At 60.1% G+C, this 26,392-nt stretch carries 28 protein-coding genes and 1 tRNA gene; 10 read left to right on the top strand and 19 right to left on the bottom strand.

All coding sequences use genetic code 11. The features are described 5' to 3' along the window. Nucleotides 1-85 precede the first annotated feature (85 nt). Nucleotides 86-1,246 (top strand): ABC transporter ATP-binding protein, encoded by a 1,161-nt coding sequence (locus tag DM826_RS03950; protein WP_205738792.1) that lies wholly within the window; start codon nucleotides 86-88, stop codon nucleotides 1,244-1,246. 12 nt (nucleotides 1,247-1,258) lie between these two features. Here the strand turns inward: DM826_RS03950 and DM826_RS12960 are convergent, their stop codons facing one another. Next, a complete protein-coding gene (locus tag DM826_RS12960; RefSeq protein ID WP_165853242.1) occupies nucleotides 1,259-1,432 on the bottom strand; it encodes a DUF7550 family protein in 174 nt (57 codons plus the stop codon). Between the two features lie 95 nt (nucleotides 1,433-1,527). Between DM826_RS12960 and DM826_RS03945 the strand changes: the two genes are divergently transcribed. From DM826_RS03945 to DM826_RS03935, 4 genes are all read left to right on the top strand, one after another. Then, complete coding sequence (locus DM826_RS03945; RefSeq protein ID WP_120101706.1) at nucleotides 1,528-3,300, top strand: glycoside hydrolase family 13 protein; 1,773 nt, start codon at nucleotides 1,528-1,530, stop codon at nucleotides 3,298-3,300. 99 nt (nucleotides 3,301-3,399) lie between these two features. Then, entirely contained in the window at nucleotides 3,400-3,783 is a 384-nt protein-coding gene (locus tag DM826_RS12790; RefSeq protein WP_133304631.1) for a hypothetical protein, read from the top strand. After that, nucleotides 3,780-4,538, top strand: coding sequence for a hypothetical protein (locus DM826_RS03940; protein WP_120101704.1), 759 nt, complete (start codon nucleotides 3,780-3,782; stop codon nucleotides 4,536-4,538). The genes DM826_RS12790 and DM826_RS03940 overlap by 4 nt, the downstream gene beginning before the upstream one ends. A gap of 116 nt (nucleotides 4,539-4,654) precedes the next feature. Next, a complete protein-coding gene (locus DM826_RS03935; RefSeq protein ID WP_120101701.1) occupies nucleotides 4,655-5,647 on the top strand; it encodes a deoxyhypusine synthase in 993 nt (330 codons plus the stop codon). Here the strand turns inward: DM826_RS03935 and DM826_RS03930 are convergent. Continuing rightward, a complete protein-coding gene (locus tag DM826_RS03930) occupies nucleotides 5,644-7,335 on the bottom strand; it encodes a sensor histidine kinase (RefSeq protein WP_120101698.1) in 1,692 nt (563 codons plus the stop codon). The two genes, DM826_RS03935 and DM826_RS03930, sit on opposite strands and share 4 nt — an antisense overlap. Before the next feature lie 166 nt (nucleotides 7,336-7,501). Here DM826_RS03930 and hisF point away from each other — a divergent pair, with 166 nt between their 5' ends. Continuing rightward, a complete protein-coding gene (hisF, locus tag DM826_RS03925; RefSeq protein WP_120101696.1) occupies nucleotides 7,502-8,317 on the top strand; it encodes an imidazole glycerol phosphate synthase subunit HisF in 816 nt (271 codons plus the stop codon). On the opposite strand, the gene DM826_RS03920 is transcribed toward hisF, so the two are convergent. The 4 genes from DM826_RS03920 to DM826_RS03905 form a co-directional block, all read right to left on the bottom strand. After that, a complete protein-coding gene (locus DM826_RS03920) occupies nucleotides 8,318-8,602 on the bottom strand; it encodes a DNA-directed RNA polymerase subunit L (protein ID WP_120101693.1) in 285 nt (94 codons plus the stop codon). 372 nt (nucleotides 8,603-8,974) lie between these two features. Then, nucleotides 8,975-9,610 (bottom strand): uracil-DNA glycosylase family protein, encoded by a 636-nt coding sequence (locus DM826_RS03915; protein ID WP_120101691.1) that lies wholly within the window; start codon nucleotides 9,608-9,610, stop codon nucleotides 8,975-8,977. Nucleotides 9,611-9,657: 47 nt separating this feature from the next. Then, complete coding sequence (locus tag DM826_RS03910) at nucleotides 9,658-10,134, bottom strand: DUF5793 family protein (protein ID WP_120101689.1); 477 nt, start codon at nucleotides 10,132-10,134, stop codon at nucleotides 9,658-9,660. Between the two features lie 139 nt (nucleotides 10,135-10,273). Beyond that, nucleotides 10,274-10,468, bottom strand: coding sequence for a cold-shock protein (locus tag DM826_RS03905; RefSeq protein WP_120084710.1), 195 nt, complete (start codon nucleotides 10,466-10,468; stop codon nucleotides 10,274-10,276). 252 nt (nucleotides 10,469-10,720) lie between these two features. Here DM826_RS03905 and DM826_RS03900 point away from each other — a divergent pair, with 252 nt between their 5' ends. Continuing rightward, on the top strand, nucleotides 10,721-10,978 hold the full coding sequence (locus DM826_RS03900) for a type II toxin-antitoxin system HicB family antitoxin (RefSeq protein WP_120101687.1): 258 nt from the start codon (nucleotides 10,721-10,723) through the stop codon (nucleotides 10,976-10,978). A gap of 39 nt (nucleotides 10,979-11,017) precedes the next feature. On the opposite strand, the gene DM826_RS12785 is transcribed toward DM826_RS03900, so the two are convergent. The 6 genes from DM826_RS12785 to tuf form a co-directional block, all read right to left on the bottom strand. Continuing rightward, nucleotides 11,018-11,743, bottom strand: a complete 726-nt coding sequence (locus DM826_RS12785; RefSeq protein WP_133304630.1) for a hypothetical protein — start codon at nucleotides 11,741-11,743, stop codon at nucleotides 11,018-11,020. Nucleotides 11,744-11,918: 175 nt separating this feature from the next. Next, nucleotides 11,919-11,990: transfer RNA gene (locus DM826_RS03895), tRNA-Ala, on the bottom strand. 49 nt (nucleotides 11,991-12,039) lie between these two features. Next, nucleotides 12,040-12,603 (bottom strand): rhomboid family intramembrane serine protease, encoded by a 564-nt coding sequence (locus DM826_RS03890; RefSeq protein WP_120101685.1) that lies wholly within the window; start codon nucleotides 12,601-12,603, stop codon nucleotides 12,040-12,042. A 462-nt stretch (nucleotides 12,604-13,065) separates the two neighbouring features. Then, nucleotides 13,066-14,100 (bottom strand): hypothetical protein, encoded by a 1,035-nt coding sequence (locus DM826_RS03885; protein WP_120101682.1) that lies wholly within the window; start codon nucleotides 14,098-14,100, stop codon nucleotides 13,066-13,068. Between the two features lie 119 nt (nucleotides 14,101-14,219). Continuing rightward, entirely contained in the window at nucleotides 14,220-14,528 is a 309-nt protein-coding gene (gene rpsJ / locus DM826_RS03880) for a 30S ribosomal protein S10 (protein ID WP_021060477.1), read from the bottom strand. Continuing rightward, entirely contained in the window at nucleotides 14,529-15,794 is a 1,266-nt protein-coding gene (tuf, locus tag DM826_RS03875) for a translation elongation factor EF-1 subunit alpha (protein ID WP_120101680.1), read from the bottom strand. Between the two features lie 201 nt (nucleotides 15,795-15,995). On the opposite strand from tuf, the gene DM826_RS03870 reads away from it, so the two are divergent. Then, nucleotides 15,996-17,150 carry a helix-turn-helix transcriptional regulator gene (locus DM826_RS03870; RefSeq protein ID WP_120101678.1) on the top strand — a complete coding sequence of 385 codons (1,155 nt, stop codon included), beginning with the start codon at nucleotides 15,996-15,998 and terminating at the stop codon, nucleotides 17,148-17,150. A 130-nt stretch (nucleotides 17,151-17,280) separates the two neighbouring features. Then, a complete protein-coding gene (locus DM826_RS03865) occupies nucleotides 17,281-18,225 on the top strand; it encodes a hypothetical protein (protein ID WP_120101676.1) in 945 nt (314 codons plus the stop codon). A gap of 39 nt (nucleotides 18,226-18,264) precedes the next feature. Here DM826_RS03865 and DM826_RS03860 read toward each other — a convergent pair whose 3' ends face one another. From DM826_RS03860 to DM826_RS03850, 3 genes are all read right to left on the bottom strand, one after another. Then, nucleotides 18,265-19,224 (bottom strand): homoserine dehydrogenase, encoded by a 960-nt coding sequence (locus DM826_RS03860; protein WP_120101674.1) that lies wholly within the window; start codon nucleotides 19,222-19,224, stop codon nucleotides 18,265-18,267. Next, nucleotides 19,221-19,751 (bottom strand): amino acid-binding protein, encoded by a 531-nt coding sequence (locus DM826_RS03855; RefSeq protein WP_120101672.1) that lies wholly within the window; start codon nucleotides 19,749-19,751, stop codon nucleotides 19,221-19,223. The genes DM826_RS03860 and DM826_RS03855 overlap by 4 nt, the downstream gene beginning before the upstream one ends. A gap of 204 nt (nucleotides 19,752-19,955) precedes the next feature. Next, on the bottom strand, nucleotides 19,956-22,142 hold the full coding sequence (locus DM826_RS03850) for an elongation factor EF-2 (protein ID WP_120101669.1): 2,187 nt from the start codon (nucleotides 22,140-22,142) through the stop codon (nucleotides 19,956-19,958). 381 nt (nucleotides 22,143-22,523) lie between these two features. Between DM826_RS03850 and DM826_RS03845 the strand changes: the two genes are divergently transcribed. Then, nucleotides 22,524-23,261, top strand: coding sequence for a DUF5781 family protein (locus tag DM826_RS03845; RefSeq protein WP_120101667.1), 738 nt, complete (start codon nucleotides 22,524-22,526; stop codon nucleotides 23,259-23,261). A gap of 20 nt (nucleotides 23,262-23,281) precedes the next feature. Here DM826_RS03845 and DM826_RS03840 read toward each other — a convergent pair whose 3' ends face one another. The 4 genes from DM826_RS03840 to DM826_RS03825 form a co-directional block, all read right to left on the bottom strand. After that, entirely contained in the window at nucleotides 23,282-24,583 is a 1,302-nt protein-coding gene (locus DM826_RS03840) for a hypothetical protein (protein ID WP_133304629.1), read from the bottom strand. A gap of 144 nt (nucleotides 24,584-24,727) precedes the next feature. After that, nucleotides 24,728-25,357 (bottom strand): 30S ribosomal protein S7, encoded by a 630-nt coding sequence (locus tag DM826_RS03835; protein ID WP_120101662.1) that lies wholly within the window; start codon nucleotides 25,355-25,357, stop codon nucleotides 24,728-24,730. After that, the gene (locus DM826_RS03830; RefSeq protein WP_021040854.1) at nucleotides 25,357-25,785 is read right to left on the bottom strand and encodes a 30S ribosomal protein S12; all 429 of its coding nucleotides are present in this window, start codon (nucleotides 25,783-25,785) and stop codon (nucleotides 25,357-25,359) included. The genes DM826_RS03835 and DM826_RS03830 overlap by 1 nt, the downstream gene beginning before the upstream one ends. A 187-nt stretch (nucleotides 25,786-25,972) precedes the next feature. Then, the gene (locus DM826_RS03825; protein ID WP_120101660.1) at nucleotides 25,973-26,392 is read right to left on the bottom strand and encodes a NusA-like transcription termination signal-binding factor; all 420 of its coding nucleotides are present in this window, start codon (nucleotides 26,390-26,392) and stop codon (nucleotides 25,973-25,975) included.

The following is a 26,392-nucleotide window of genomic DNA, read 5'->3' as shown; positions in this document are numbered from 1 at the left end:
CTGTGGAGTTGCTTCATTTCGAATCGCTATGGCAAACAACTCACTCATGCACGGCGCGGTCGCACAGGACGCCGAGCACCCGACGATGCCGGATGAGTCGGAATCGACCGTCGACGATCCGATTCTCGAACTTGATGGGGTGACCAAGGAGTTCAGCAAGGAGACCGCCGTCAACGAGATTTCCCTCGCTGTCGAACGCGGCGAGCTCCTCACGCTACTCGGCCCCTCCGGCTGCGGAAAAACGACGACCCTCCGGCTGCTGGCTGGGCTTGAAACGCCGACAGCCGGCGAAATCACGCTCAACGACGAGCCGGTGGCAAGGCCAGCCGAGGCGACCGATCCCGAGGAACGCGACGTTGGGATCGTCTTTCAGGACTTCGCGCTGTTTCCGCATCTCTCGGTGCGAGAAAACATCGCCTTCGGACTGGAGGACATGGACGCTGTCGACACCGAAGCCCGCGTCGATGAGCTCCTGGAGCTGGTCAATATGCCCGATCACGGCGAGAAATCTCCTGATCAGCTATCTGGCGGGCAAAAACAGCGCGTCGCGCTCGCCCGCTCGCTCGCGCCTAAACCCGAAGTACTGTTGCTTGATGAGCCGTTTTCGAATCTCGACGTTCGGCTGCGGGTCGAGATGCGCGAGGAGGTACGATCGATTCTCAAGGAGGCCGGCGTCACCGCGATCTCCGTGACCCACGATCAGGAGGAAGCGCTCTCGATCTCCGATCGTGTCGCCGTGATGAACGACGGCGAGATCGAACAGCTTGGGCGGCCCGAACGCGTCTTCGAGCAGCCGAAATCTCGGTTTGTGGCCTCCTTCCTCGGGCGGGCAAGCTTCCTGACGGCGTACGTTCACGACGACACCGTCAAAACCGGGATCGGTGCCTTCGATGCCCGAACCCTCGACGGCTACGCCGCCGAATACGAGGGAATCGCCGTCGACGTGCTTGTGCGACCTGATGACCTGCGGGCGGGTCGGGCGCATGAAGACCAGACCGACGGAGAGGTTGTCTCCCGGCAGTACGTCGGTCCGTCGTTCATCTACCGGGTCGAACTCGACAGCGGCGATACGATCCACTGTCTGCATAACCACGTCGAGGATTTCGAACTCGGCGAGCGCGTGACCGTCGACCTCGTCGCCGACCACCCGCTGGCGTGGTATCCACGCCCCGGCGTCGACAGCGAAACACGGGGTTGTTCGGTTTCAGAAAACGGCGACTTCTGTTCTTTCACCGAGAGCCTGTAGCCGGCAGCCGGCTCACAGCGCGATCAGCGGGAGCCCAAAGACGACGAGCAGGCCAACAAGCAGAATGAGCCCGCCGGTCGTCGCTTGCTGGCGGGTGAACGACTGCATCGGGGCGGTGACACGGTTGGCCGTCTCCCCCTCGTGTCGATCGAACGGATCCTCATCGTCGTGATCGTGTGCGGTCATTAGCTGACTGTTCGCCGGTAGCATACTAAAACACACGCATCACCATAGTCGCCGGAAGCATAGGTATTAACGCAGTCGGACGAACAACGTGAGATATGACAGCCTCGACGACGGACGAACAGCTTCTTGACCGTGCGTGGTGGAAAGAATCGGTTATTTATCAGATCTATCCTCGAAGTTTTAATGATACAAACGGCGATGGGATCGGTGATATCCCGGGGATCATCGAGAAACTCGACTATCTCGACGATCTTGGCGTCGACATCATCTGGCTCAACCCGGTGTATGAGTCACCAAACGCCGACAACGGCTACGATATCGCCGACTACCAGTCGATCATGGACGAGTTCGGGACGATGGAGGATTGGGAGGAACTGCTGGATGGCCTCCACGACCGCGATATCAAGCTCATCATGGATCTCGTGGTCAACCACACCTCCGACGAACACGAGTGGTTCGTCAACGCCCGCGATCCCGACAGCGACTACCACGACTACTACATCTGGAAGAACGGCCGCACTGATGTCGGGGGCTTCACCGGCCATCTCGGCCCTGAGGACGAAGCCCCACCAAACGAGTGGGAGTCCTTCTTCGGCGGCCCGGCGTGGGCTTACGACGAGGATGTTGGCAAGTGGTATCTCCATCTGTTCGACGAGAAACAGCCCGACCTGAACTGGGAGAACCCCGACGTGCGGGACGAGATCTTTGAGATGATGGAATGGTGGCTCGACAAGGGCATCGACGGCTTCCGGATGGACGTGATCAACCTTCTCTCAAAGCCGGATTCGGTCACCAAACACGATCCGCCGCTGAACAGCACCGAGGTCTGGGAGACCTTCGACGGGCCGCGGATGCAGGAGTTCCTCGACACCATGCACGACCGCGTGCTCGAAGGTCGGGACGTGTTCGCCCTCGGCGAGATGATGGGCCGGATGGATATGGAGACCGCCATCGACTACGTCGGCCGCGACGGGCCGCTGTCGACGCTGTTCCACTTCGATCACGTCTTGCTGGATCACGGCGGCGAGATCTGGGAAACCAACGAGTGGACGCTCAACGACCTGCGAGACTCGTTTAATCGCTGGCAGTACGGGCTCGCCGAGGATGGATGGAACTCGATCTACCTGAGCAATCACGACCAGCCGCGGCTGGTCTCCCGCTTTGGCAACGACGGCGAGTACCGTGAGGAGTCCGCGAAGCTGCTGGCGACGCTGATCTTCACCCTGCGTGGGACGCCGTACATCTTCCAGGGCGCGGAAATCGGCATGACGAACTACCCCTTCGACTCGCTGGATGAGTTCCGCGACGTGGAGACGATAAACCCCGTGCGGAACGCCTTAGAGAGCGGCGAGATCGAGAACTTCGACGACATCAAACACGGCCTACGGCACAACAGCCGCGATAACGCCCGGACGCCGATGCAGTGGGACGACAGCGAGCACGCCGGCTTCACCGACGGCGAGCCGTGGATCGGCGTCAACCCGAACCACGACGAGATCAACGTCGAGGCCGCCCGCGCCGACGAGGATTCGATCTGGCACTACTACCGCGAGCTGATGGAGCTCCGGAAGGACAGTGACGTGAGCGACGTGATGGTCTACGGCGACTACGAGGTGCTGATCAACGACCACGAGGAGGTCTGGTCGTACGTGCGCACGCTGGGCGACGAGCGACTGCTGGTCACGCTCAACTTCGCCGAGTGGGAGGGCCACACCTGGATTCCGGAGTACGAGGTCGATTTCAACCCTCACGACATGGAGGCCGAACTCCTGCTGTGTAACTACGGGGCCGACGAGCGCGCGACCGATGTCGACGCCGAAGCCTTCGATCTGCGGCCGTGGGAAGCGCGGATTTACCGGCTGAAATAGGATTGCGTCCAGGCTACTCAACAGAACACCTTATGGATATATTAAATAAAGCAATTGAAAAAAACTTAAATTCATTGGGATAAAAGAGCAATTTGTTCAATGAGCAAGGCGGTTGGAAATCTTGCAAAGGTAGACTATACGAACCTATACCGATACTTGGCCTCTACAGGCACTATTTTTGTCTCCTTATCTTACATCAGCACATCAATATATTTTGTCACTATACTCACAACCGATAATTCAGTCAATATTCCACAAATAATTGTATTATTAATCCCTTTGGCTGTTGGTCTGTTGCTTTTGTACATTGCCTTGTTTGGAGCCAGATCCTTGGATGGTTGGATAGCGCGGCAATCAACGATGGATCAAAAACACAAGGCGCAGCAGGATTTGATAGAACAACAAGTACAAGCCTATGAAAAAAAGAATGATCCACAATTGCCACAGTCTATCTCAATGCAGGATTGGTCAAATAACGCATGAACATCTCGGATTCGAAACTAGAAAAATTTGTACATCAGATGCAAGAAGCGTACGCTAAAGAATCATTTGTGCATGAATATGTTGATTGGCGGCCTTTCCAACCCGAACAGGACTCGGATAGAGAATACGTGCAAATAGGAAAGCGTAGCAATTTACCTAAACGGTTCTTTTCTGACGAACAGATTGCAACAAACGAGATTCTTGGCTTCGATTTTGCAAAAGTAATCTCAAGAGGAGAAAAAAGACATATTCTGTCGACGATTAAGCAACGGGCCAATTCCGGTCAGATCAGCCAAGTAGCAACAAACGAATTTAATTTTGATACTTTAATTCAAGCATTTGGCGAGGTATATGAGCCGGATTATCTTTTTCTTCCTAATGAAGCAAACTACAGGACAGCACTCGTTAATTGGCGAAAAGATGGGCGGATTACAAACAGTCGAATGAATGTTGAGATAGCCCAATCAGAGGTTGAGATAGAATGGGTTCCAAGTAAACTAGAATTGGATGGCGGATATTTGTTCAATAGTGACTCGGTTAATATAGTCCAGAAGACATATTCAGATATTGATAAGCCGGATGACGCCGACTTCAGACCTGATCGGGATTGGTGTTCTGAAAATGACTTTTTAATGGCTTATTTCGGAGATGCATTTGAAGGTGACCAGAGTGAGTTTGATTTTTGGATTCGAACCATATTATCAAAGCCAGTATTCGAACGTGGTGGGGTATGCCATTTAAAGTTCAACGAATGATGTTATAATCTGTCATCATAATATAAATCAAGATTGGGTAGGTTGTACAGCAGTAATACGGATTTCTAACGAACCGAACCCGATTCGTTCAAACCCCCGTAGCCCAACGCTCGCGTATGAGCAACGACACAGCGGAGGAAACCCACGACCACGTCGTGCCGGGCAGCGACAACGAGCCCGACACCGCCGACGTGCGCGGCTACGATTTCCGCGGCGAGTTCGACTTCGACGACCTACTGGACAGCTACGCGACGACCGGCTTTCAGGCGACCCACCTCGCGGAGGGCATCGAGATCAGCAAAAAGATGCAGGACGACGACGCCACGATCTACCTCACCTGCACCTCAAACATCATCTCCTCGGGGCTGCGGGAGGTCGTCGCCTCGCTGATCCGCGAGGGCTACGTCGACGTGCTGATCACGACCTCCGGCTCGCTGACCGAGGACGTGATCAAGAGTGCCCGCCCGTTCAAGATGGGCGAGTGGGAGGCCGACGAGGCCGAACTCCGCGAACAGGGGATCAACCGCTTGGGCAACCTCTACGTCCCCTCGGATCGCTACGTCTGGCTCGAACAGTACCTCTATGACTTCTTCGATGACTTCTTCGCCGACGAGCAGGTGCGCACGCCGACCGCGTTCGCCCGCGAGCTGGGCGAGCGACTCGAAGACGAGGATTCGGTGCTGAAACAGGCCGCCGATCACGACGTGCCCGTCTACTGTCCCGCGCTGACCGACGCCGAGGTCGGCAACTTCCTCTACTACTACCGGCAGGCCAACGATGTCGACATCGGCATCGAGATCCTCGACGACTACGACAAGCTCATCGAACAGGGCTTGCTGGCCGACACAACCGGCCTGATCTCCGTCGGCGACGGCGTCCCGAAACACCACGCGATCATGACGAACCTGTTCCGCGGCGGCGCGGACTACGTGGTCTACATCTCGACGGGGATGGAGGGCGACGGCTCGCTGTCGGGCGCGCCGCCGGACGAAGCCGTCTCCTGGGGGAAGATCAAAGAACAGGAGACCAACTACACCCAGATCGAAGCCGAGGCGACGCTGGTGTTCCCGCTGTTGGCGGCTGCGGCGTTCCACAACCGCGACGATTAGGCTGGCGACCGATTGAGTCGCAGCGTGATTGTGGTGCCGTCGTCGCCGGTATCGTAGGTGATCGTCCCATCGATCTCTTCGACGACCATCGTCACGATCCAGAGGCCAAGCCCGCTCCCATGGGAGAGAACATCCTCCCGACCGCGCTCTAGCACGGTGAGCTCATTTGCTGGGATGCCGGGCCCGTTGTCGGCGATCGTGAGCACCACGGCGTCAGCCTGCTGATCGAGCGTTACCCGCACCTCCGCGTCGGCCGCGGGGTTGTGCTCGGCGGCGTTCTCGATGAGATTCTCCACGGCGGGTTTGATATCCGGTGTCACCTCGACCGTACACGCTGACGGGCAGTCGACGACGAAGGTTGTCTCGGGATACTGCTGGTCGTACTCGGCGACCGTCTGGCTCAGTAGCTCACACATCGCCACCGGGGTTGTGCGCCCGCGGTGTTCGGCGACATCCTTCATCGTCCGCGCCTTGGTGCTGATCGAAAGCAGATCATCGGCGGCCTCGAAGGCAGCGCGGGCCTGTGTTTCTTCCGTCCCATCAAGCTGGTCGATCAGGGCTTGGCTGTTCGCTTGGACGATGTCGACCTTGTTGCGGATGTTGTGTCTGAGCGCACGGGTGAGGATCTGCTTGAGGAGTGCCAGGTTTTCCTCTCGACGACGCTGAGTGGTGATATCCCGAACCGTGATCGCAACACCGTAGCTGTCGCCAAAGGAATCCAGCGGTGCGGCATACAGCCGATGGACTCGCTCATCGCCGTCACGGCTGAGGGTCACCTCGGTGTCGGTTGGGGCGGTGAGATCAGCAGGCACCGCATCGATAACCGCCGTCGGTAACACCGCATCAGCGCGCTCGCCGGCGGCCACCGCCGGAAACATCGCCGCCGCTGAGGCGTTAAAATCCACAATCCGCTGTTCGGGGTTGAGAACGACCACCGGCGCGGTGATCCCATCGATCACATCGGACATATCGACCGGCGTGTAGCCGAACAGATCATAGCGGTAGAGTCCGACCACGTAGGAGACGCCAACACCGGTCACGGCTATCGCCGGATAGTCGACCCCGGAGACCGCGTGTGGGATCGACGATTCGACCACCTCAACGAGGATCGCGCCGGACGTTGCGGCAAAAACGAGGGCGATCTGCCAGGCCTGCACGTAGTTTGCGGTCAACAGCTTATAGAGGATCAGCCCGGAGCCGATCGCAAACGCTGCCAGCGCAAGCACCTCGACAATCCCCGAGAGTGCGGTATCAGTCCAGGTGACGAACGCAAACGGCTCTTGGATGGTCGTCGGATCTGTGTTTGTCCGTGCTGCGATCGGTGGAAACGACTCCACGGCAAGCATGCCGATCCCAACGGCGGCCAGCGGGGAGGCGACCGATCGCCGCATGAGTACCGACCGGTAGCCGGCGTAGACCGCGGCGAAATACAACCAGACGAGGGTCATCAACACTTGGAAGAACTGCTCGATGAGGTGGAGTTCCCAGCCGAGGGCGACCGAACCGACGATCCTGAGCAGTACGGTCGCATTCCACGCGACGGTGACCCCAAGGAACAACAAAAATGCCTGTGCAGCGTGTTGGTCGCGGCGGTGGTACGTCCAGATGGCACTCCCAAGCCCGAGCACACACGCGAGACCGAACGCAAGCACGTGCCAGAAGAGCACGCTACCGAATTCGAAGAGCATTGGACGTAGTGGAGGGCGGGCTGTCCGATCGTACTTACTGCCGGTGTATAATTCCAGTCCTTTCGCAAATCGACGAGACGACGACCCTCCCCCGAAGACCTGCTGGTGGCAGTTCCCCCCGTTGCAGACGATTTTTACCCGGTGGTTGCGTAGGCGTTCGTATCAGATGACGCTCACAAAACGAATCATTCCCTGTATCGACGTCGACCTCGACGACGACGGCAACGCCGCCGTCTACACCGGGGTCAACTTCGAGGATCTCAAATACACCGGCGACCCCGTCGAGATGGCGAAAGCCTACAACGAATCCGGGGCCGACGAGTTCGTTTTCCTCGATATCACCGCCTCCGCCGAGGGACGCGAAACGATGCTCGAAACGGTCTCGGCGGTCGCCGACGAGTGTTTTATCCCACTGACGGTCGGCGGCGGCATCCGAACCAAAGACGACATCAAGGAAACCCTCCGCGCTGGCGCAGATAAGGTCTCGATCAACACCGGCGCGCTGGAGCGCCCGGAACTCATCACCGAAGGCGCCGAGGCCTTCGGCAGTCAGTGTATCGTCATCTCCGTCGACGCCCGCCGCCGGTACGACGACGAGGGCGAGCATTACGTCACCGTCGACGGCGAAGAAGTCTGGTTCGAATGCACCGTCAAGGGCGGCCGTGAGGGAACCGGTCGCGACGTGATCTCGTGGGCAAAAGAGGCCGAAGACCGCGGTGCGGGCGAGTTGTTCGTCAACTCAATCGACGCCGACGGCACGAAAGACGGCTACGATATCCCGCTGACGAAGGCGGTCTGCGACAATGTTTCGACGCCGGTGATCGCCTCCTCAGGCTGTGGCGGCCCGGAGGATATGGAGGAAGTCTTCGTCGAGGCTGGTGCGGATGCGGGGCTAGCGGCCTCAATCTTCCATTTTGATGAGTACAGCATCGCCGACACAAAAGCCTATCTCGCCGACAAAGGCCTCCCGATCCGGCAGTAACTACGCTGCCGCCTCGAAGGCGTCTTTGAACGCGTCGGTCGTCTCGCGAACCGCGCTCGCGCCGTCGGCCAAGGCGTCCAGCGGGTCGCGGCCGTTCTCGGTCGTAATCGACAGGACGGGTTCGGTCTGGCCGCCGGACTGCTCGGGGTTCATGTTGTAGGTCGCGGCGGAAACGCCGTCGGCCTCAAGCAGTTCCCCTTTCAGGACGTTCATGAAGGTGTGATCCTCGCCGGCGATCTCGATCCGCAGCTCCGTGTCGGTTTTCTCGATAACACGCAGTTCCATAGTCGTCGTTTGGGCGGTCGCCGTTTTACGCTTTCGTTGTCCGAGACGGGTGATCGAGAATAAAAAGACGTGCAGTCGACGACAGTCCGACGACACCGCAGGGCCGTGGCAGTTCACCCGCGGAAGGCGGCCCGCGAGGGGCCGTCTGACTGACCAAGCCACTGTGGGAGCACTAGTCCACAGCGTGTCGGCGACGCTGACGCGTCAACGCCAGTTCGCCGATGGGTGATTGCACGGATGGGCGCAAAAAGGCTTCCGACGGGCTAAATTTCGCCAGCCGACCGTGTAATTCTGGGCAAATACATATCCAATAACCAATATAGCGTGAACTGTCGGATTCAACGGCGGCTTGTCGGACGTTCGTCCGCTCGGCTATCGAACGTAGTAGGGATCACTGCCGGCGATAAACCGCCCGAGGTCGCTTTCCCGACGGAAGTCCGTCGCTTGGAGCCGATCAAGCGCGGTTTTCAACGCGTCGCCGTCGTCGGGGCCCCAGTCGGCCGGTTCGGCGATCGGCACCACGAGCCAGCCGCTGCCGCGGATCTCCGTCGCATGGAGGTCAGCCATCTCGGTTGCCGGCGTCCACGGGCGGGCGGTACAGGTTTCGAAGACGTGGCGGGTCGCCCGCTCACCGACCGGGAGCAGGACGTGGGCCGCGATCGCGCGGAGTTCGGCGTCAAAAAACGGCTCCAGCTCGGTGTACTCGCGGTCGGTTGGCTGGCCATCGGCCGGGGGAACACAGAGATGCAGATACGAGAGGTAGGTCGCGTTGACCGTCGGTCGATCACCGGTCGTTTCGAGCAGCCCGGTCGCTTCCAGGACTGATTGGAGGGCCTCCGCACCCGGCGTCTCAGTGAACGGCACGCCGGTGTCAACCCCGCCGTGGATGCCCGGATGGTCGCCGATCACGTGAAAGTCAGCGTTGGCATCGCCGTATCCGGGGACGAACCGCTCACAGGGCGGGTGAAAATCAAAGGGATTGCTCGTCCGGTCGGTGACATTGCGCACGGGAATCGGTTAGATGGAGGACGCTAACTGTCTATTGGTTTCGGTCGCTACAACTCAACGCCGGAGGGGATCAGACTCTGGCTGCGCAGCAGGTCACCCTCATCGTCATAGACGAGGAAGGTGCCCTTGTCGTAGGTCATCGTCTTGCCGTCGGCCAGCGAGAGCCGGATCCGGTAGCGGGCGTCGGTCGCGTCGGTCGACTGGCCGTACTCCCGAGCCGCGTGGATGAACTGGAAGACATCCTCGGCGTCCTCGTTGGTCTCGAAGATGAACTCGCCGGTCAGTCGGTTGGTAACGGCGACAACACCGGTGGCGTCATCGCTGTCATCGAAGGGATCGCGGAGTCGAAAGGCGACATCGATCTCCTCGCTGTCCAGTGGCGTCCCGTCGACGCCGGTCAGGCGGTCGATCAGCTCCTCGGCCGGCCCGGAGAACTCGATCAAAGCGAGTGGCTGTTCGGGGTCGCCGTCAGCCTCCACCCACTCAAGGTTGCGCACGTCGAGGTCGAAGTGTTCACGCCGCATTCGATACCTGCGTTTCGGTTTCCGTGGGTATCAAGCTGACGCCCGGTGACCACAGCAGCACCGCTGGACGGGTGAGAAATCAGGAAAATCTGATCGCGTCGATGCCGCGACGCTCGTTGCTGCGCGATTGGAGGCTGCCTTACAGGCGCTCGAGGTTCGTCGCTCGTGGGCCCTTCGGGGACTCTTCGATGTCAAACTCGACGTCCTGGCCCTCTTCGAGGTCCGGGCCGCCAACGTCTTCCATGTGGAAGAACACGTCGTCGTCAGCATCGTCAGTATCAATGAATCCGTAGCCGCCAGTGTCGTTGAAGAAGTCAACCGTACCGTTTGCCATTGCAACTTGACCGAAGAGCCGGAGGTATGTAAATCCCCCGTGAGAGTCGATAGCTCGGAACGTATGACAGCGCGGGACGATGCGAGCGGAAGCGACAGCAACCAAGCCAGACCACGCGAGCCGCTTATCGATCAGCAGCGCTGTCTGTGGATGCTGAACTCCGCGGTGTATGAGTAGCCAGTCTGCGTAGTCCAGGACGAAAGCGGCGGCGGCCGAACCCTTATTCCGGATTCCGACATAGGGTGCAGTAACATGGCCAGTACCACACGCGACAACCGCGCCGATGGGGTCGAATTCATCTACGAGGACGACGGCCGGATCACCGCCCGAGACCTCGAAACCGGCGTGGCGTCCTACGGCGAGACCAAAGCCGAAGCACTCGTCATGCTCGCCGAGGCACTGTCGCTCCATACTGGCGAGGGGGAGCCAGTGACCGACGAAACGCTCCGGGAGTTCGGACTCAACCCAGAGAACACGGGCGACGAGTCGCTCCCAGAATTCATGCAGTAGATGGTGCGGACGAATTTTCCGGAGTTGTGATAAAAATACTTAATCAATATTTGGGTAGATGGGCTCGCCACGATCCTGAATTAGTCCGAAATCGTCACATTTTGTGAGGTCAACATCTGATCTAAAAATCGTCTTGTAATCAGTCGCACCTGTTGCATTATTATATAATACTCTCATGACAACTTCCACTCTTTCATTGCCTCCATTTTGTATACTCCACATAATCTCTGTAGGCGTTAGAAATTCTCGTGCGTCTTCCTCTACTACCCACTCATCAGGTATTTTCTCTTTTGGCACCATGAACTGACAATTAAGAAATACATCTCGTTCCTCAGCACCAATCACGCCACCATCTTCGCTAAACGCTATTGGATCAATATGACCACCGTGGTCGAAAACTGAAGTTATATGTAGCAGTGCATCTTCCGTGTCGAAAACAAGTTCAGCACGAAGTCCATCGGCGGGCCCTTTGCCAAAATTAGATACTATTGCTAATAAAAACCCGCGAGGCTGGTATGAATTAGGATTCAAGTCTTCTTGATTAAGTACTTGTTCAACATCTGCACCAGAAAATAGTTGATAGTCTTCTATTCTAAGAATAGGTCTCTGTTGATTCTCTGTGAGTTCTGTTTGTTTAATCTGAATATCATGCTGTAATTTGTATAAATAAACCAGACCAACAGTAAGAACTAATGAGCCAAGTCCTGAAATAACAGAACTCCAATTTCGCAGCCAATCCAGTATGAGGTTAATCGCAGTTTCCACCGTTAGTTATCGAATGTTGTGGCAGTTCTCAAAAAGTTGAGGGAGTATACGAAGAAATATCGCTCCCTAATATTACAAAAGAGTATAACGGATGGACTCGTCGGGACTCCCGCGAGCGAACGCAGTGAGCGAGTGGGAGTAAGACGAGTCCACGAACCGAGCGAAGCGAGGTGAGTGGACTCGTCGGGATTTGAACCCGAGGCCTCTTCCTTGCGAAGGAAGCGATCTACCGCTGATCTACGAGCCCGCACTCTGTTTGAGCCCTGCAGCACACTTGTAGCTTCTGTTTCGCCCGACTACGCGTCAAGGACGCCCGCCGCACCAGCCACCAATCCGACGAACAGCCCGGTGAAATGCGCGACAAGTGCGACCCCCGGTCGCCCGGTCAACACCGTCACCGCCAGCGCAGCCACCGCGTAAAGGGCCACCTGCACCCGCGGAGAAAGCCGTAGCCGATCCAGCAGCGTCGTCGACACCGTGTTGCCGGCCAGCAGATAGCCGACCAGCCCGAAGACCGCGCCGCTGGCCCCGAGCACCGATGTCGCCGGGCCAACCAGTCCGCTGACGACGACCTGGGCAACCCCCGCGAGCGCGCCAACCACGAGGAAAAACAGATGAAAGCGTAGCCACGTCGTCCGGTGTTCGACCGCGATCCCGGCGACGACGAGGACGACGCTGTTGGCGATGAGATGCCCCAGCGAGGCGTGGGCGTAGATACTGGTAACGATCGTCACCGGATCGGCGGTGATCGGCGGTGCGAGGACGAACAGGCCGCCGAGGCCGACGAACGACAACGGCACCTGCAGGAGGAAGACGACCAAGACGACCCCGAGTGTGTCGATCGTCGGACTCCGACTCATAGGTGGTATTTAACGAGGGTGAACAAAAGGGGACTGTCAAGGGAGTAGTTAGCTACAGAACTGCGTGGAGAGGAGATACGTAGAAAGTCCTCGGCTCTCTCGGCTCCCGGGACTCGCTGCGCGTGGTTCGAGAGAGCTTGCTCTCTCGTCATCACGAAAATCTTCGATTTTCGCAGGCCGCCAGGAAATCGGTTTGTCGGTCGATTCGTCTGCTTCTTGTTCGTCTCTCTGCTCCATCGCCGACACCACGCTTTTCACCGTGCCAGCTAATATCGCGTCCGTGACCGAGTCACCCGTTCAGTGTCCCATCTGCGGCTGGACAGGTGCCGTATCGGATCTCGACACCACCGACACCGAGCCGGAATGCCCGGTCTATGAGGAACCGGTATCGCCGTAGCCATCACGGCGAGGGTGGATGCCTCACCGTGCCAGCGGTGGTCGTGGTGATCGATTCGCTTCGAGTCAGTCCCACTCGACCTCGTTCACATCGTCAGTGTCTCGTAGAATGAACGGGCCGATCGACAGCGTGTGTTTTGTGACGGTTGCGATCCGCATCACGTAGGCGATCAACAGCATAAACGGCAACAGGGCGAGCGTCGTCGCGGCCGCCACGGCGACGACAACGATGTCGATCCCGGCGAGAGTGCCGGCGTAGTCGGCGACATCGAAAAAGGCGATCATCACCGCCGAGACAAGCAGTGCGGGCACGGAAACCGCGAGAATCTGTCGGGAGAGGTTGATCAGATCCCACTGGAAGTACAGCGTTTTGAAGTGTTCCCGCGCCGGCCCAAAGAGCTTCAGCACCCCGATCAGTTCGTCGAGGGCGTCGCTGGCATCGGCATCAAGGCTGTCGTCGTACCGTTCGTTGATCCGGCGGGCGGCGAAGATTTTCCATGAGTAGTTGAAATTGAGTGCCGCAGACACTACATCGAAGCTGCCGAACTGCGCGCCATCAAGGCTGACCGACACCCGGTCGGCGTTGTCGGTGAGGCTATCGGTGAGCTCGGTGATCGCTGTCTGTAGCTCCGGATCAGGTGTGTCCGAGACAGCGTCGCGGAGCGCACCAGCCCGTTTGCCGGCCACATCGACAAGCGCGCGGAGGAACTGCGCGGGACGGGCGGGGCTGACCGCTGTGCCGATCTCCGTGGCAACGTCATCCCGGAACGTCATCGCGCCGTCCATGCGTTCGCGCTGATCGCCGACAGCACCGAGCTCCTGGGATAACACCAACTGGTTCAGCGTGAGCACGAGCGTAACACCCGTGATCGTCGCCGTCAACAACCCCTGAAACAGCGTTTCAACCGGATCACCCGAGCGAACCGCAGCCGCACCGCCCGGCGTGAGCGTCCCAACACCGACGAGCACACAAAAGACACCACCAAGCAACAGCCCCGTGACAAGCCAGCGGTCGGCTTCAAGCAACAACCACTGTTTCAGCCGGCTCCCTGCGACGCGGTCGCTCATGCGGTCGCTCGGCGTGTCGGCGTCGGCTGACATACGTCCGCTCCCGTGGCGATGATAAAAAGTCCAGCGACCACGGCAGCAGTGTTGTGACTAGCCAATCAAAAACAAGCGAAAACGATGGGCCGCGAAGGCCTTAGCGCGGCGACCGTGGCTCAGTCTTCGAGGACGATCTCGATGCTGACTTCGTTGGGCACCTGCACACGCATGAGCTGGCGAAGCGCGCGTTCGTCGGCGTCCAGATCGATCAGCCGCTTGTGAACGCGCATCTCCCAGTGCTCCCACGTCGCAGTGCCTTCGCCGTCAGGCGACTTCCGCGAGGGGATCTCCAGCGTCTTCGTCGGCAGCGGGATCGGCCCGCTGAGCGTGACGCCAGTTTTCTCGGCGATTTCCCGCACGTCGTCGCAGATGTCGTCGAGATCCTCGGGGTGGGTGCCGGCGAGGCGGACTCGTGCTTGCTGCATTTATCGCTCGTTGACTTCGAGGACTTTGCCGGCCGCGATGGTCTGGCCCATGTCCCGAACCGCGAAGCTGCCGAGCTCCGGAATCTCGCCGGAGGGCTCGAGGCTGAGCGGTTTCTGCGGACGCACCGTCACGATGGCGGCGTCGCCCGACTGGATGAAGTCCGGGTTCTCCTCGGCGACTTCGCCCGTCGAGGGGTCGAGCTTCTGGTCGATGGACTCGATGGTACAGGCGACCTGCGCCGTGTGGGCGTGGAAGACCGGCGTGTACCCCGAGGTGATCACTGACGGGTGCTGCATGACGACGAGCTGGGCCTGGAACGTCTCGGCGACGCTCGGCGGGTCGTCGGCCGGGCCACAGACGTCACCGCGTCGGATGTCGTCCTTGCCGATGCCGCGGACGTTGAAGCCGACGTTGTCACCGGGGCCAGCGCTCGGCACCTCTTCGTGGTGCATCTCGACGGTCTTGACCTCGCCGCCGACATCCGAGGGCTGGAAGGAGACATTGTTGCCCGGTTCCATCGTTCCGGTTTCGATCCGTCCGACCGGGACGGTACCGATGCCGGAGATGGTGTACACGTCCTGGATCGGGAGTCGGAGCGGCGCGTCCGTCGGCGGCTCGACTTCCGGCAGGTCGTTGAGGGCTTCCAGCAGCGTGTCGCCGCTGTACCAGCCCGTGTTGTCGGAGGCCTCGGCGATGTTGTCGCCCTCGAAGGCCGAAATCGGGATGAAGCTCGCGTTCTCGGTGTCGAAGCGAACCTGGTTGAGGAGGTCGGTGACCTCGTCTTTGACTTCCTCGTATTTGCCTTCCTCGTAGTCAACGAGATCCATCTTGTTGACGCCGATGATGAGCTCGTTGATACCGAGGGTGCGGGCGAGGAACACGTGCTCGCGGGTCTGGGGTGCGACACCGTCGTCGGCGGCGACGACGAGGACGGCGTTGTCGGCCTGACTCGCGCCCGTGATCATGTTTTTCACGAAGTCGCGGTGGCCCGGACAGTCGACGATCGTGAAGTTGTACTCGTCGGTGTCGAACTCTTGGTGGGCGATGTCGATGGTGACACCACGCTCTCGCTCCTCGGCGAGGTTGTCCATCACGTAGGCGAACTCGAAGCCGCCTTTGCCTTTCTCTTCGGCTTCTTCTTTGTGCTGTTCGATCACGTGCTCGGGGACGGAGCCTGTCTCGTACAGGAGGCGTCCCACAAGCGTGCTCTTGCCGTGGTCAACGTGGCCGATGATGGCCAAGTTCTGGTGTAGTTTGTCGCTCATGGGTAAAGTCACGCGCTAAGGCGTTCTGTGAGGGTTCTTTCGACAGTTCCCCGTAAAACCATTACGATACGTCGGCCGGGGGATACCGCTGCCTTCTTGCGGTTTGTGGGAGCACGTACCATGCCCAGTGGGTCACAGCCGGCGGCCCACACCGGAGCCGGACAGCAGGGGTATTAACTCATCAGCGGCCAACGACCCCCTATGGAACCGCGAACCGGGCTGTGCGTGGTGCTGCTCGTCGCTGCCGTGGTCGGTGCAACGACCGTCGCGGCCACACCGGTCAGTGGGCAGACAGGAGTGATCGCCCAACAGAGTGCCGTCGACGCCGACGACGTTCGGATCACCGTCACCCTCGGCGAGGACGGCACCGCCGAGTGGCGCCTCGCCTTCCGAAGCGTCTTGGCGAACGACGACGAGCAGGCTGCCTTCGACTCCCTGCAAGCCGATATCGCCGACGATCCGGCGGCCTACACCGATCCCTTCGCCGAGCGCATCCGCCGGACGGTCGCCACCGCCGAAAACACGACCGACCGAGAGATGGCCGCCGACTCGTTCAGCGTCGACACCGAAACCCAATCGCTCGGCCGGGAGTACGGCATCGTCACCTACCGCTTCACGTGGGAGAACTTCGCAACCACAAGCGGCGACACACTCCGGGCCGGCGACGCCATCGACGGCTTCTTTCTCGACGACCAAACCCGGCTTCGGATGCAGTGGCCCGACGGCTACACAGTCGACACAGTGTCGCCCGCGGCCGACGAAACACCGGACAACGCCGTCGTCTGGGACGGCGAATCAACCGATTTCGTGACAGGTGAGCCCCGAGTTGTCGTTGCCGCGAGCGGGAGTGGGCTCACCCCCGGCATGCTGATCGGGATCATCATCGTCATCCTGCTGGCCGGCGTCGGCGGCTGGTTCTACCAGCGGCGACCGAGCGACACCGACGACGACCCGCCAACAGCTGCTGTAGACACCGACGTCGGCACAGAAACCGACGCCGACATCGAGACCGATGTCGACACAGAGACCGACGCCAGCACCCACACCGATGCGAGCTCCACCGAGTCGGATACTGATACAGCCGCGTCGACAGCCGCCGCAGCCGACGATGAGCCCGATCCGGAACTCCTAAGCAACGAAGAACAGGTGCTACGCCTGCTTGACGACCACGGTGGTCGCATGAAACAGAAACAGGTCGTCGAGGAACTCGACTGGACCGATGCCAAGACGAGCAAGGTCGTCAGCGGGCTGCGGGAGGACGGAACCATCGACTCCTTCCGGATCGGCCGGGAGAACGTCCTCACCTACCCTGACGAGAGCCTGACCGGCGATGACGATGACGAGGCCGATGAGTAGCCGCTCAGGGCAATAAAGCCAAATCCCAGCAGTCGTCGCGGCGAACCGGTCGTAACTCGGCGAAAACGGCGGTAATTCGGCGACAGCACCGGCGGTTTATAAGCAGTACAGTCCCCTATGAGCAACTGTCATGAACCGACCCACGATCCTGTTTGGCACCGCCCTCCTTGCGACCCTGGTGGTGCTGGCGACTCTCGCTGGTGGCGTGACCGCCGCAGTTGGGCCAGCAGCGACAGCCCCGCAGGTCGCCGCAAACGAGACGACAACGACAGAAAATGCGACTGCACCGGGCGCACAGCTTGCCGGCGTCGTCGGGGTTCAACAGGCCGAGGTCGACGGCGATCTCGACAACCGAACCTTCGGCCTCAGGGTTGCCAACGCCGACAGCGACGCAGAGCGCGCCGCGATCATCGCCGAGCGCCAGAACAGCACGCGGGCCCAGCTAGCCAGCCAGACTGATCGGCTCGCTGACCTCCGGGAAGCGCGGGCAAACGGCACCATCTCGAACGCCGAGTACCGCGCCAGAGTCGCCACCGTCGCCGCGCAGGCTGCCGACACCGAACGCGACGCCGACCAGCTGAACCGTACCGCCCGCAAGCTTCCTGACGCGGTCAGAGAGCGCGCCAACATCAACGTCTCCGCCATCGAACAACTCAGAACCAACGCGCGTACGCTTGGTGGCCCTGAAACCGCCGCAATCGCCCGGTCGATCGGCGGCACCACCGCCCGAAACCCGATGGCCGGCGACACTCGTGGCCCGCCGATGGGGACACCAGGGAAAGAGCAGGCGGCCCCTAGCGGTTCGGGGCCAGTCGGTGAGCGCGGTGGACAGGCTGATCGCGGCCCCGCAAGACAGGGGCCAGCAAACACCAGTGAGCAAGCGCAGACACCAGAGGAAACCGGGAGAGATCGCAACGCGACCCCGGCTGAAACCGACGACCGTAGAGGAGGCGGGAACAACGAGAACGCCGGAAGGGACGATGACAGCGACGATACTGATGGTAGCAGGAGTAGCGACAACGCCGACAACAGTGGAAACAGCAACAACGCCGGCGGCGCGGCGAACAGACCGTAGCTATCTCAGAAACTCACAATCGAAGCTGACGCAGCCGACTTATTCAGTCAGCCGACTCACATCCGACAGCACCGCGGTCGCCGTTTCGGGGCCGCCGGCACCGCGGCCGCTGATGTTGAGTCGGCCGGCATGCGTCGTCTCCAGTTGGACGATGTTGAGCGTCCCCGTCACCGATAGCGGGCCGTCGTCGGGGACGAGTCGTGGGCCGACGCTGACGCCGTCCGGCGTCGCCTCGCCGATCAGCCGGATCGTCCGGCCGTCCTCGGCGGCGAGTTCGAGCGCGGTACCGGGAATGTCGGTGATTCCCTCAACCGTCGCGTCGTCGAGGGTGTACTCCTCGTCGCCGTCGGCCAGCACGTTCGAGAGGATGACGAACTTGAGGGCGGCATCGATCCCCTCCACGTCGAACGTTGGGTCGGCCTCGGCAACGCCGAGATCCTGGGCCTCCGCCAGCACGTGGTCGTAGTCCAGCCCCTCGGCGGCCATCCGCGAGAGGATGAAGTTCGCGGTGCCGTTGAGCACGCCGCGGGCGGCGGTGATGTGGTCGGGGCCGAAGTCGTCGATCGTCGAGCAGATCGGGATCGCACCGCCGACGGTCGCCTCAAAGCGGATCCGACCGTCGCTGTCGGCTTCCAACTCGCGGAGATCGCCGTACCGCTCGGCGACCGGCCCCTTGTTAGCCAGCACGGCGTGTTTGTCGCGGTTGAGCGCGTGGGCGACGTGGGAGAAACCCGGTTCGGCGTCGCCGAGCGTTGTCGGCGTTGCCTCGACCAACACGTCGTAGTCGGCATCGAGGGCGGCATCGGGATCGGCGTCACCGACGACGCCCTCGTCGGCTTTGCGGTCGAGGACGGCTTCGGTGTCGATGCCGTCGGGGTCGATGGCAGCCGACGACGAGTCGGCGACCGCGGTAACGGTGTGGCCGTACTCGTCAGCTAACTCGACGACTGAGCGACCGACCGCGCCGACGCCGAGGACGGCGAGTCGCGCGCCAGTCATTGGGTGCCCTCCGTGAGTGGTTCGATGACATGGAGATCCTTGCCGTCGGCGATCTCCCGCAGCGTGGAGAGCACCTCGTCGGTGGTTCCCGATTTGGTTTTGAGGCGTACTCGGGCACTCGAACTGTCGTCGTTGCCGCGGGGCGCCGACAACGAAAGATCGGTCAGCGATGCGTTGGCGCAGGCTTCGACCTGTTGGAGAGTATCCGAGAGGTCGGTGTCGACGAGGTGGCCGACCAGCAGGACGACCAGTTCTTCGTCGTATCGCTCGGAGCCAGCCTGAATCACGTTGACGCCGCCCTCTCGCAGGGAGTCGACGATCCGATCAAAACGATCCGGCGCACAGGAAACGTCGACCTCGACGGGGATGTGGCCCCGTGGGGTGACGTTGCCGCGCTCGTGGTAGATCGACATGAGGTTGCCGCCGGCTTCCGAGATCGGTTCGAGGGCTCGCAGCAACTCGCCGGGTTCGTCGACGAGTTCGAGCCGGATAGTGTGGGTTTGCACCTCGCTTGCGGTGTCGCTCATCGGCGACCACCTCCATGTGTGGGTGGACACGGTGTCGGTGTCGATCCCGACAGAGAGCCGCGGCTCCGTCGTGCGATACTGATCGGTCGGGAACGTGCCGTGTCCGTCGGCATACAGATGTCACGTTTTGACGGACGGTATAAGACTGCATCGAAGGCGGCTCTCTGACAGCAGATCAGCAAAAACAGCGCGTCGGCAACGACGTTAGATGTAGTCGATACTCGGCGGGAGTTCCTGCTTCATTCCCTTGCGCTCCCGGATCTCGCTGATGATCTCAGGCTGGAGGCTGTCGACTAGCACACGGAAGCCAGCGTTTTCGGTGTTCCAGGAGGCACGACCCTCGGTGGCCGAGCGGATGTCGGAGGAGAAGCCGATCATCTCTTCGACGGGGGCGATCCCCTCGATCACCATGAGGTCACCCTCTTGGTACATGTCATCGACGCGGCCGCGGCGACCCTGAATCTCGCCGGAGGCATCGCCCATGTACTCGGAGGGCACGTCGATGCGGACGTCCTGAATCGGCTCCAGCATCTTGATCTTCGCGTCGATCAGCGAGCGGTGGACTGCGTCGCGGACGGCCGGGATGACCTGTGCCGGGCCACGGTGGATGGTGTCCTCGTGGAGCTTGGCGTCGTGGAGGCGCAGCAGCGCGCCCTGGACAGGTTCGGCGGCGAGTGGGCCGTCTTCGAGGGCATCTTCGAGGCCTTCGATTACGAGCTCCATCGTCTCGTTGAGGTGCTGAATCCCTTTTGTCTCGTCGATGAGAACGTTGGTGTTGAAGATGTGTTCGACGTTCTGTGATGTCTCTTTGTCCATGCCGGCTTCCTGCAGGGCCTCACGGCGTTCGAGCTCCGGCATGTCCATCGAGGCCTTCCCGAGGTGGATCGCATCAACGATGTCCTGATCCATCGGCTCGGCGGTGATGTAGAACTTGTTGTGGCGGTTCGGCGAAACACCCTCGACCTCGCGGGATTCCTCCTGCGGTTGCTCCCGGAAGACGACGATCGGTTCGCCGGTGTGGACGTCGATGCCCTGATTGTCGCGGATCCGGTGGGTGATGACTTCGAGGTGCAGCTCGCCCTGGCCGCTGATCAGGTGTTCGCCGGTATCCTCGTTGATCTCGATCTGGATCGTCGGATCCTCTTTGGCGACCTGCTGGAGCACTTCGATGAGCTTCGGCAGGTCGTCCATCGTCTTCGCCTCGACGCTCTTCGTGATGACGGGCTCGGAGATGTGTTCGATCGACTCGAACGGCGTCATCTCGACGCTGGAGACGGTCGAGCCGGCGATCGCATCCTTCAGGCCGGTGACGGCGGCGATGTTACCGGCGGGGACGGAGTCGACCTCCTCGCGTTCGCCACCCATGAAGATCCCGACCGACTGGACGCGGTTGGTGCCCGCAGTCCCGGAGACATAGAGGTTCTGACCCTTTTCGATCGTTCCGGAGAACAGTCGTCCGGTGGCGATCTCGCCGGCGTGGGGATCCATCGAGATATCCGTCGACATGAAGACGACCTCGCCGTCCTCGTCGACCATCCGCATGCTTTCGGCGAGATCGGAGTCGGCGTCGCCACGCCAGACCGTCGGGATACGACGGGGCTGGGCGTCGACAGGGTTCGGGAAGTGCTCGGCGACCATGTCGAGAACGACGTTCGACAGCGGGGTTCGCTCCTGCAGTTCCATCCGGCCTTCCTCGCCGCTGCGTTCGAGCTCCATGATGTCGCCGAAGTCGATGCCGGTGCGCTCCATCGACGGCATCGAAACGCCCCACTTGTAGAGCGCGGAGCCGAAGCCGACGGTGCCGTCTTCGACGGAAACCGTCCAATCGTAGTCCTCCTCTTCGGTCATCCCGCGGATGAGCTCGTTGACATCGGAGATCACCGACAGCAGCCGCTTCTGCATCTCTTCGGGGCCTTCCTGGAGCTCGTTGATGAGCCGGTCGACCTTGTTGATGAAGAGTGCGGGTTTGACACCCTCGCGGAGTGCCTGTCGGAGGACGGTCTCGGTCTGCGGCATCGCGCCCTCGACGGCGTCGACAACGACGAGCGCGCCGTCGACGGCACGCATCGCTCGGGTCACGTCGCCACCGAAGTCGACGTGGCCTGGCGTGTCGATGAGGTTGATGAGGTGGTTGGTGTCCTCGTACTCGTGGGTCATCGACACATTTGCCGCGTCGATGGTGATCCCGCGTTCCTGTTCGTCCTCCTCGGTGTCCATCGCCAGCTGCTGGCCGGCGGTCTCGTCGGAGATCATGCCCGCACCTGCGAGCAGGTTGTCTGTCAGCGTCGTCTTCCCGTGGTCGACGTGGGCGGCGATGGCGATGTTCCGGATGTTCTCCGGCTCGTCCATCAGCCGCTCACACTCGTTGACGATCTTTTTTCGTCGGCCCATTATACAGACGCGTACCGGCAGGAGGGTGAAAAGCATAGTGTTTCTCCTCGCGGGGATTCGCCCGCATACGACGTTCAGGGGCCGAAAACCGACGGCTACGTGTGTGGTGGGTTGCCACAGGGTGCCGACGTCATGATGAGAGTCGATAGCGACAACAACTGAGCAAGCCACGCCCCTGGCGGACTGAAAGGGCGAGGCTCTCTCGACGAACCCGGACGACGCAAGCACTGCAGGAGCGAGCACCGCGAGCGACGAAGCGCGCAGCGAGTCCCGGGAGTCGAGAGAGCCGAGGGCTTTCTATCATAATTCGTTAGCAGTGACCATAACACGGTATTGGCCGCGAAACACCCATATAGCTGCCAGCCTTTGGTACAGTTACACATGGATGTCCGAGTACAGGGCACGGTCGCCCCGGATCCGTTTTTGAGCGCGGCGGATCTCCTCGAAACCGAATACAGCCTCTCACGACCGGTCGAGGTGCACATCCGCGAAAACCCCGATGAGCGAACGTGGGCGGCTCACTATGACGACCACCACATCCTCAATATCTCCCGACAAGCAGCCACCAGCGTCCTCGCACGGGAACTTGCCTTACACGAGTTTGCGCATATGGCCCGCTACGAGCAACGCCACGCCTCCCACACCCAATCGACCGAGGAGGCCCTGTTTCTCGCCTTGGCTGGCGAGTCGGTCGAACGTCAAAAGCTCGCCCACTGCTATCAGATCGCCAACCACATGAAGGACATCTACGCCGACGACATCACCCTCTCGCTTGCGCCCGCGAGCAAGCTTGTGGACTTTTTCGCCTCGAAGCTCGCAACCTCGATTTCCGACCACAACAGCGACGACAACGGATTTTCTCCAGTCGAAACAAAGGGGGTTGACCCGGAGATGACCGTCGTCAACGCCGCCTTCGCCTTAGCGTTGGTTGAGCGGCACGGACTCGTTGACGCCGAACATCGGCTCTATGAGCTGGCCGACACGGCGGCTGACGCCGCGCCAGGAGTCGATCTCTCTGCCTTCAAACGGCGATTCAAATCGCTGAGCGACGATCCGACCGAAAGTGAGTATCGGAAATCGCTGGTGGAGATGACGCGGGCGTACGCGACAGCGGAGTAACCAAAGAGACACAGATCGCCTCAGATCGTGAACTTGACGTCATCGGTGACCGTATCCTCGCCGTTGAGCGTAATCGTTGCAGTATGTTTATCCTTGCCACCGTTCTCGACACCGGTACCACTGGCTGAATCCCCGATTGTCACCGACAGCTCGCCGGCTAGATCGGTGTTGTAGTTGCCACTGAGATCAAACGTTGCTGAGGAACCAGTATAGTTGCCACTGTTGACATCAATCTCACTTTTGTCAATGCCATCGCTTAGTTGTCGCTCCATGACAACAGTGATATCAGCATCAGTCAGCCCATCGAGACTGAACCCTTTGTTGCCACCAGGGTAATCAACGGTAATCGTATCAACCTCGCCACTGTAGTTGACATACCCTGATTCCCACGTGTGGACCGAGTTCTTTTCGTTCTGTTTTGGCGGATCAAGTGTGATGCTAAACGCATCGGCGATCGTGACCGTTTGAGACGCTGTATTGTCGTCGCTGGCAACGACCACGTCAACACTGGGTGCATCGGTCTCTTCGGTCGTGTAGCTGAATGTATCAGAGCGTGAGTCGGTTGGAGCGAGGGTAAAGCTGTCAGAGCCGATTTCTGTAGTGTCAACACTCCAAGTGACGGTCTGAGTGTCAGTCGCGTCGCCGGTGTTTGAAACCTCAAAGTCGGTGCTGAAGCTGTTACCGGCGGACACAACATCTGGCGCACTGAGGATATCAACCGCGAAGAACGCTTCGCCGGTGTCAGTTGTTTTCAACTCTGCCGAGAACGTTGCTTCATCGCCACTGTCGGTAATGAATCTGAGCGTCGGTTCATACGTTCCTGCGCTTGGATTCTGGATGCCAGCGGTGTCGACACCGATTGTAATCACGGCACGGTCGTTGATCGTACGGTCGTATCCGCCGTCAAGATCAAATGTTGCTGTAGTACCGCTGTAGTCGTCGTTATTGATCCGAATATTTTTCAGATTATTGTTATTTGGGTTTTGCTCGAATTCAACAGTAACTTCATCATTGCTCAGGCTACCAAATCCCGCCCCATCAGTGCCAAAGTCATAATCCGCAACAATGCGGTCGACATCCTCAGTTGACGTGATATTATTGATCTCCCAGGTGTGGATCGACTCCACGCCAGCACTTGCAGGATTGGGAGTCAATGAGACGGTGTAGTCGGCTTGTTCAATAACTCGAAAATCACTCACTGCCGAAACGGCATCCTGTATTGCTGCGTTTGTCGCGGTCGCACCGAGACTCAGGCTTGCCAACAAGCCGCCGCCAAGGAGGAACGTCCGGCGTTTCATATGTAGAGTAGTGATCGTCTGCAACAGCCCGAAGCAGGCGTCTGCAGAGTAATCACTTGAGTAGCTATTATTTTGGCTGTGTCTACAAAGCTTTTTGCGTCATCTTTCGACCGACAAACCAGATCGCTGCACCCTGTCGGTTCGAAAACCCAGATTGGGTATTCCGCGTTAGCGGGCCGCGGCGGCGACGCGTTCGCGCTCTTCTTTCTGCGTGATCGCGTAGCTTTCGACATCGTTGTCGGCCGCGCCCATCAGTTGGCGGGCCAATGCCTCGGAGGCATCGGTTGCGGATTTGTAGCTGCCGTTGTGGGTGCCCTGGGCGATGAACTTCAGTGCCTCATCGACCCGTCGCTGGGGCGCCACGTCGACGGCTTTCGGCACGGAGATGCCACCGTATTTCAGGCGAACCGTCTCCTCTCGGGGGGCGGCGTTTTCGACCGCGGTCACGAGGATCTGCACCGGATTTTCCTCGGTCTGCTCGTGAATCGTCTCGAAGGCGTCTTTGACGATGTTGGCCGCCTGCTGTTTCTTGCCCGTGTTGTCCTCGGTCTGCATCAGCCGGTTGATCAGCCGCTCGGCGATCGAGATCTCGCTTTTCTCAAACTGCTTGGCGGCGTGGCGACCCATCGTGTGGGCGATCGGCGTCACGTTGATGTACCGTTTGGTCGAGGGATCGTTGTACTCGATCTCCGCGATCGACCAGACACCGAACAGTTTCGCGCCGTCGTCGATCTCGTCGGCCTCATCGGCCTCGTCGGCCGCCGCCTCGTCGTCAGGTGTGGCTTCGCTCTCAGACATTATCGGACGGGTTTCTCGGCGTTACCGCGAACGAGTTCGATCATCGAGACGCCGTTGACCTTCTCGACTTTGTAGTTGACACCCGAAAGGTCGCCCATTGCGCGACCCTTCGCGCCACCGATCCCCGCGATCGTGACCTCGTCGTGTTCGTCAATGAACGAGATCGCCCCGTCACCAGGACAGAACGCGGTGACCTGTTTGCCGTTTTTGATCAGCTGAACCCGGACACATTTCCGGATCGCGGAGTTCGGCTGCTTTGCCTCGATGCCGACCTTCTCAAGGACGATGCCGCGGCCCTGCGGCGCGCCCTCAAGCGGGTCGGACTTCTTTTTGAGCCCGCGCTCGCGTCGAGCGTACTCGGAGTCAGACCAGCGTCGCTGCTGCCGGTCTTTCTTGAGCTTACGGGCGGCGTATTTGCCGTTTGCCATGTATCCGCCTTTCCAGATGCGGCTACTTAAGCATCCCTTTTTCGAGCGGCGAAACGGGCTGAGATCGCTCCGCAGGGGTCGCTAATCGGATCTGCGACCGTTTCGGAACACTGTGTTGACGACCGGAGAATGGCGCGGAGTGCGTAAGCACCGCTTACACCGAGTTATCGAGCCGCCCAGACAGCCATCAGGTCAGCTTGATATCGTCGATATCGTAGTGGCGCTGGGCCAGTTTGCGGGCGGTTTCGATCCGCCGCCCGTCGCTGCCGATGGCGATCCCACGATCAGCCTCGACGACCTCGGCGTAGGCGATGCGGTCGCCCTGCTCGGAGATCGTCACCCCGCGTACTGCGGCAGGGGCAAGCGCGCTGGCGACAAACGCCGCTGGGGTGTCGGCGTTTTCGACCAACTCGATCTTCCGGCCCAGTTTCTCCTCAACGCGGTCGACAGTGTGGCCGTCCGGGCCGATCGCATCGGCCATCTCGCCGGCCGGGATCAACAGGACAACGCGGTCGCCCTCAATGAGGCAGTCCAGTGGGTTGATGTCGGTTTCCTCGGCGAAGAGCCGAATGTACCGCTTGGCGTCTGCCGACAGGGTGACCCGCAT

It is taken from the genome of Halonotius aquaticus (assembly GCF_003605575.1).
GTDB lineage: Archaea > Halobacteriota > Halobacteria > Halobacteriales > Haloferacaceae > Halonotius > Halonotius aquaticus.
The sequence above is the reverse complement of the archived record's forward strand: the minus strand, read 5'-3'. Positions and strand labels throughout refer to the sequence as shown.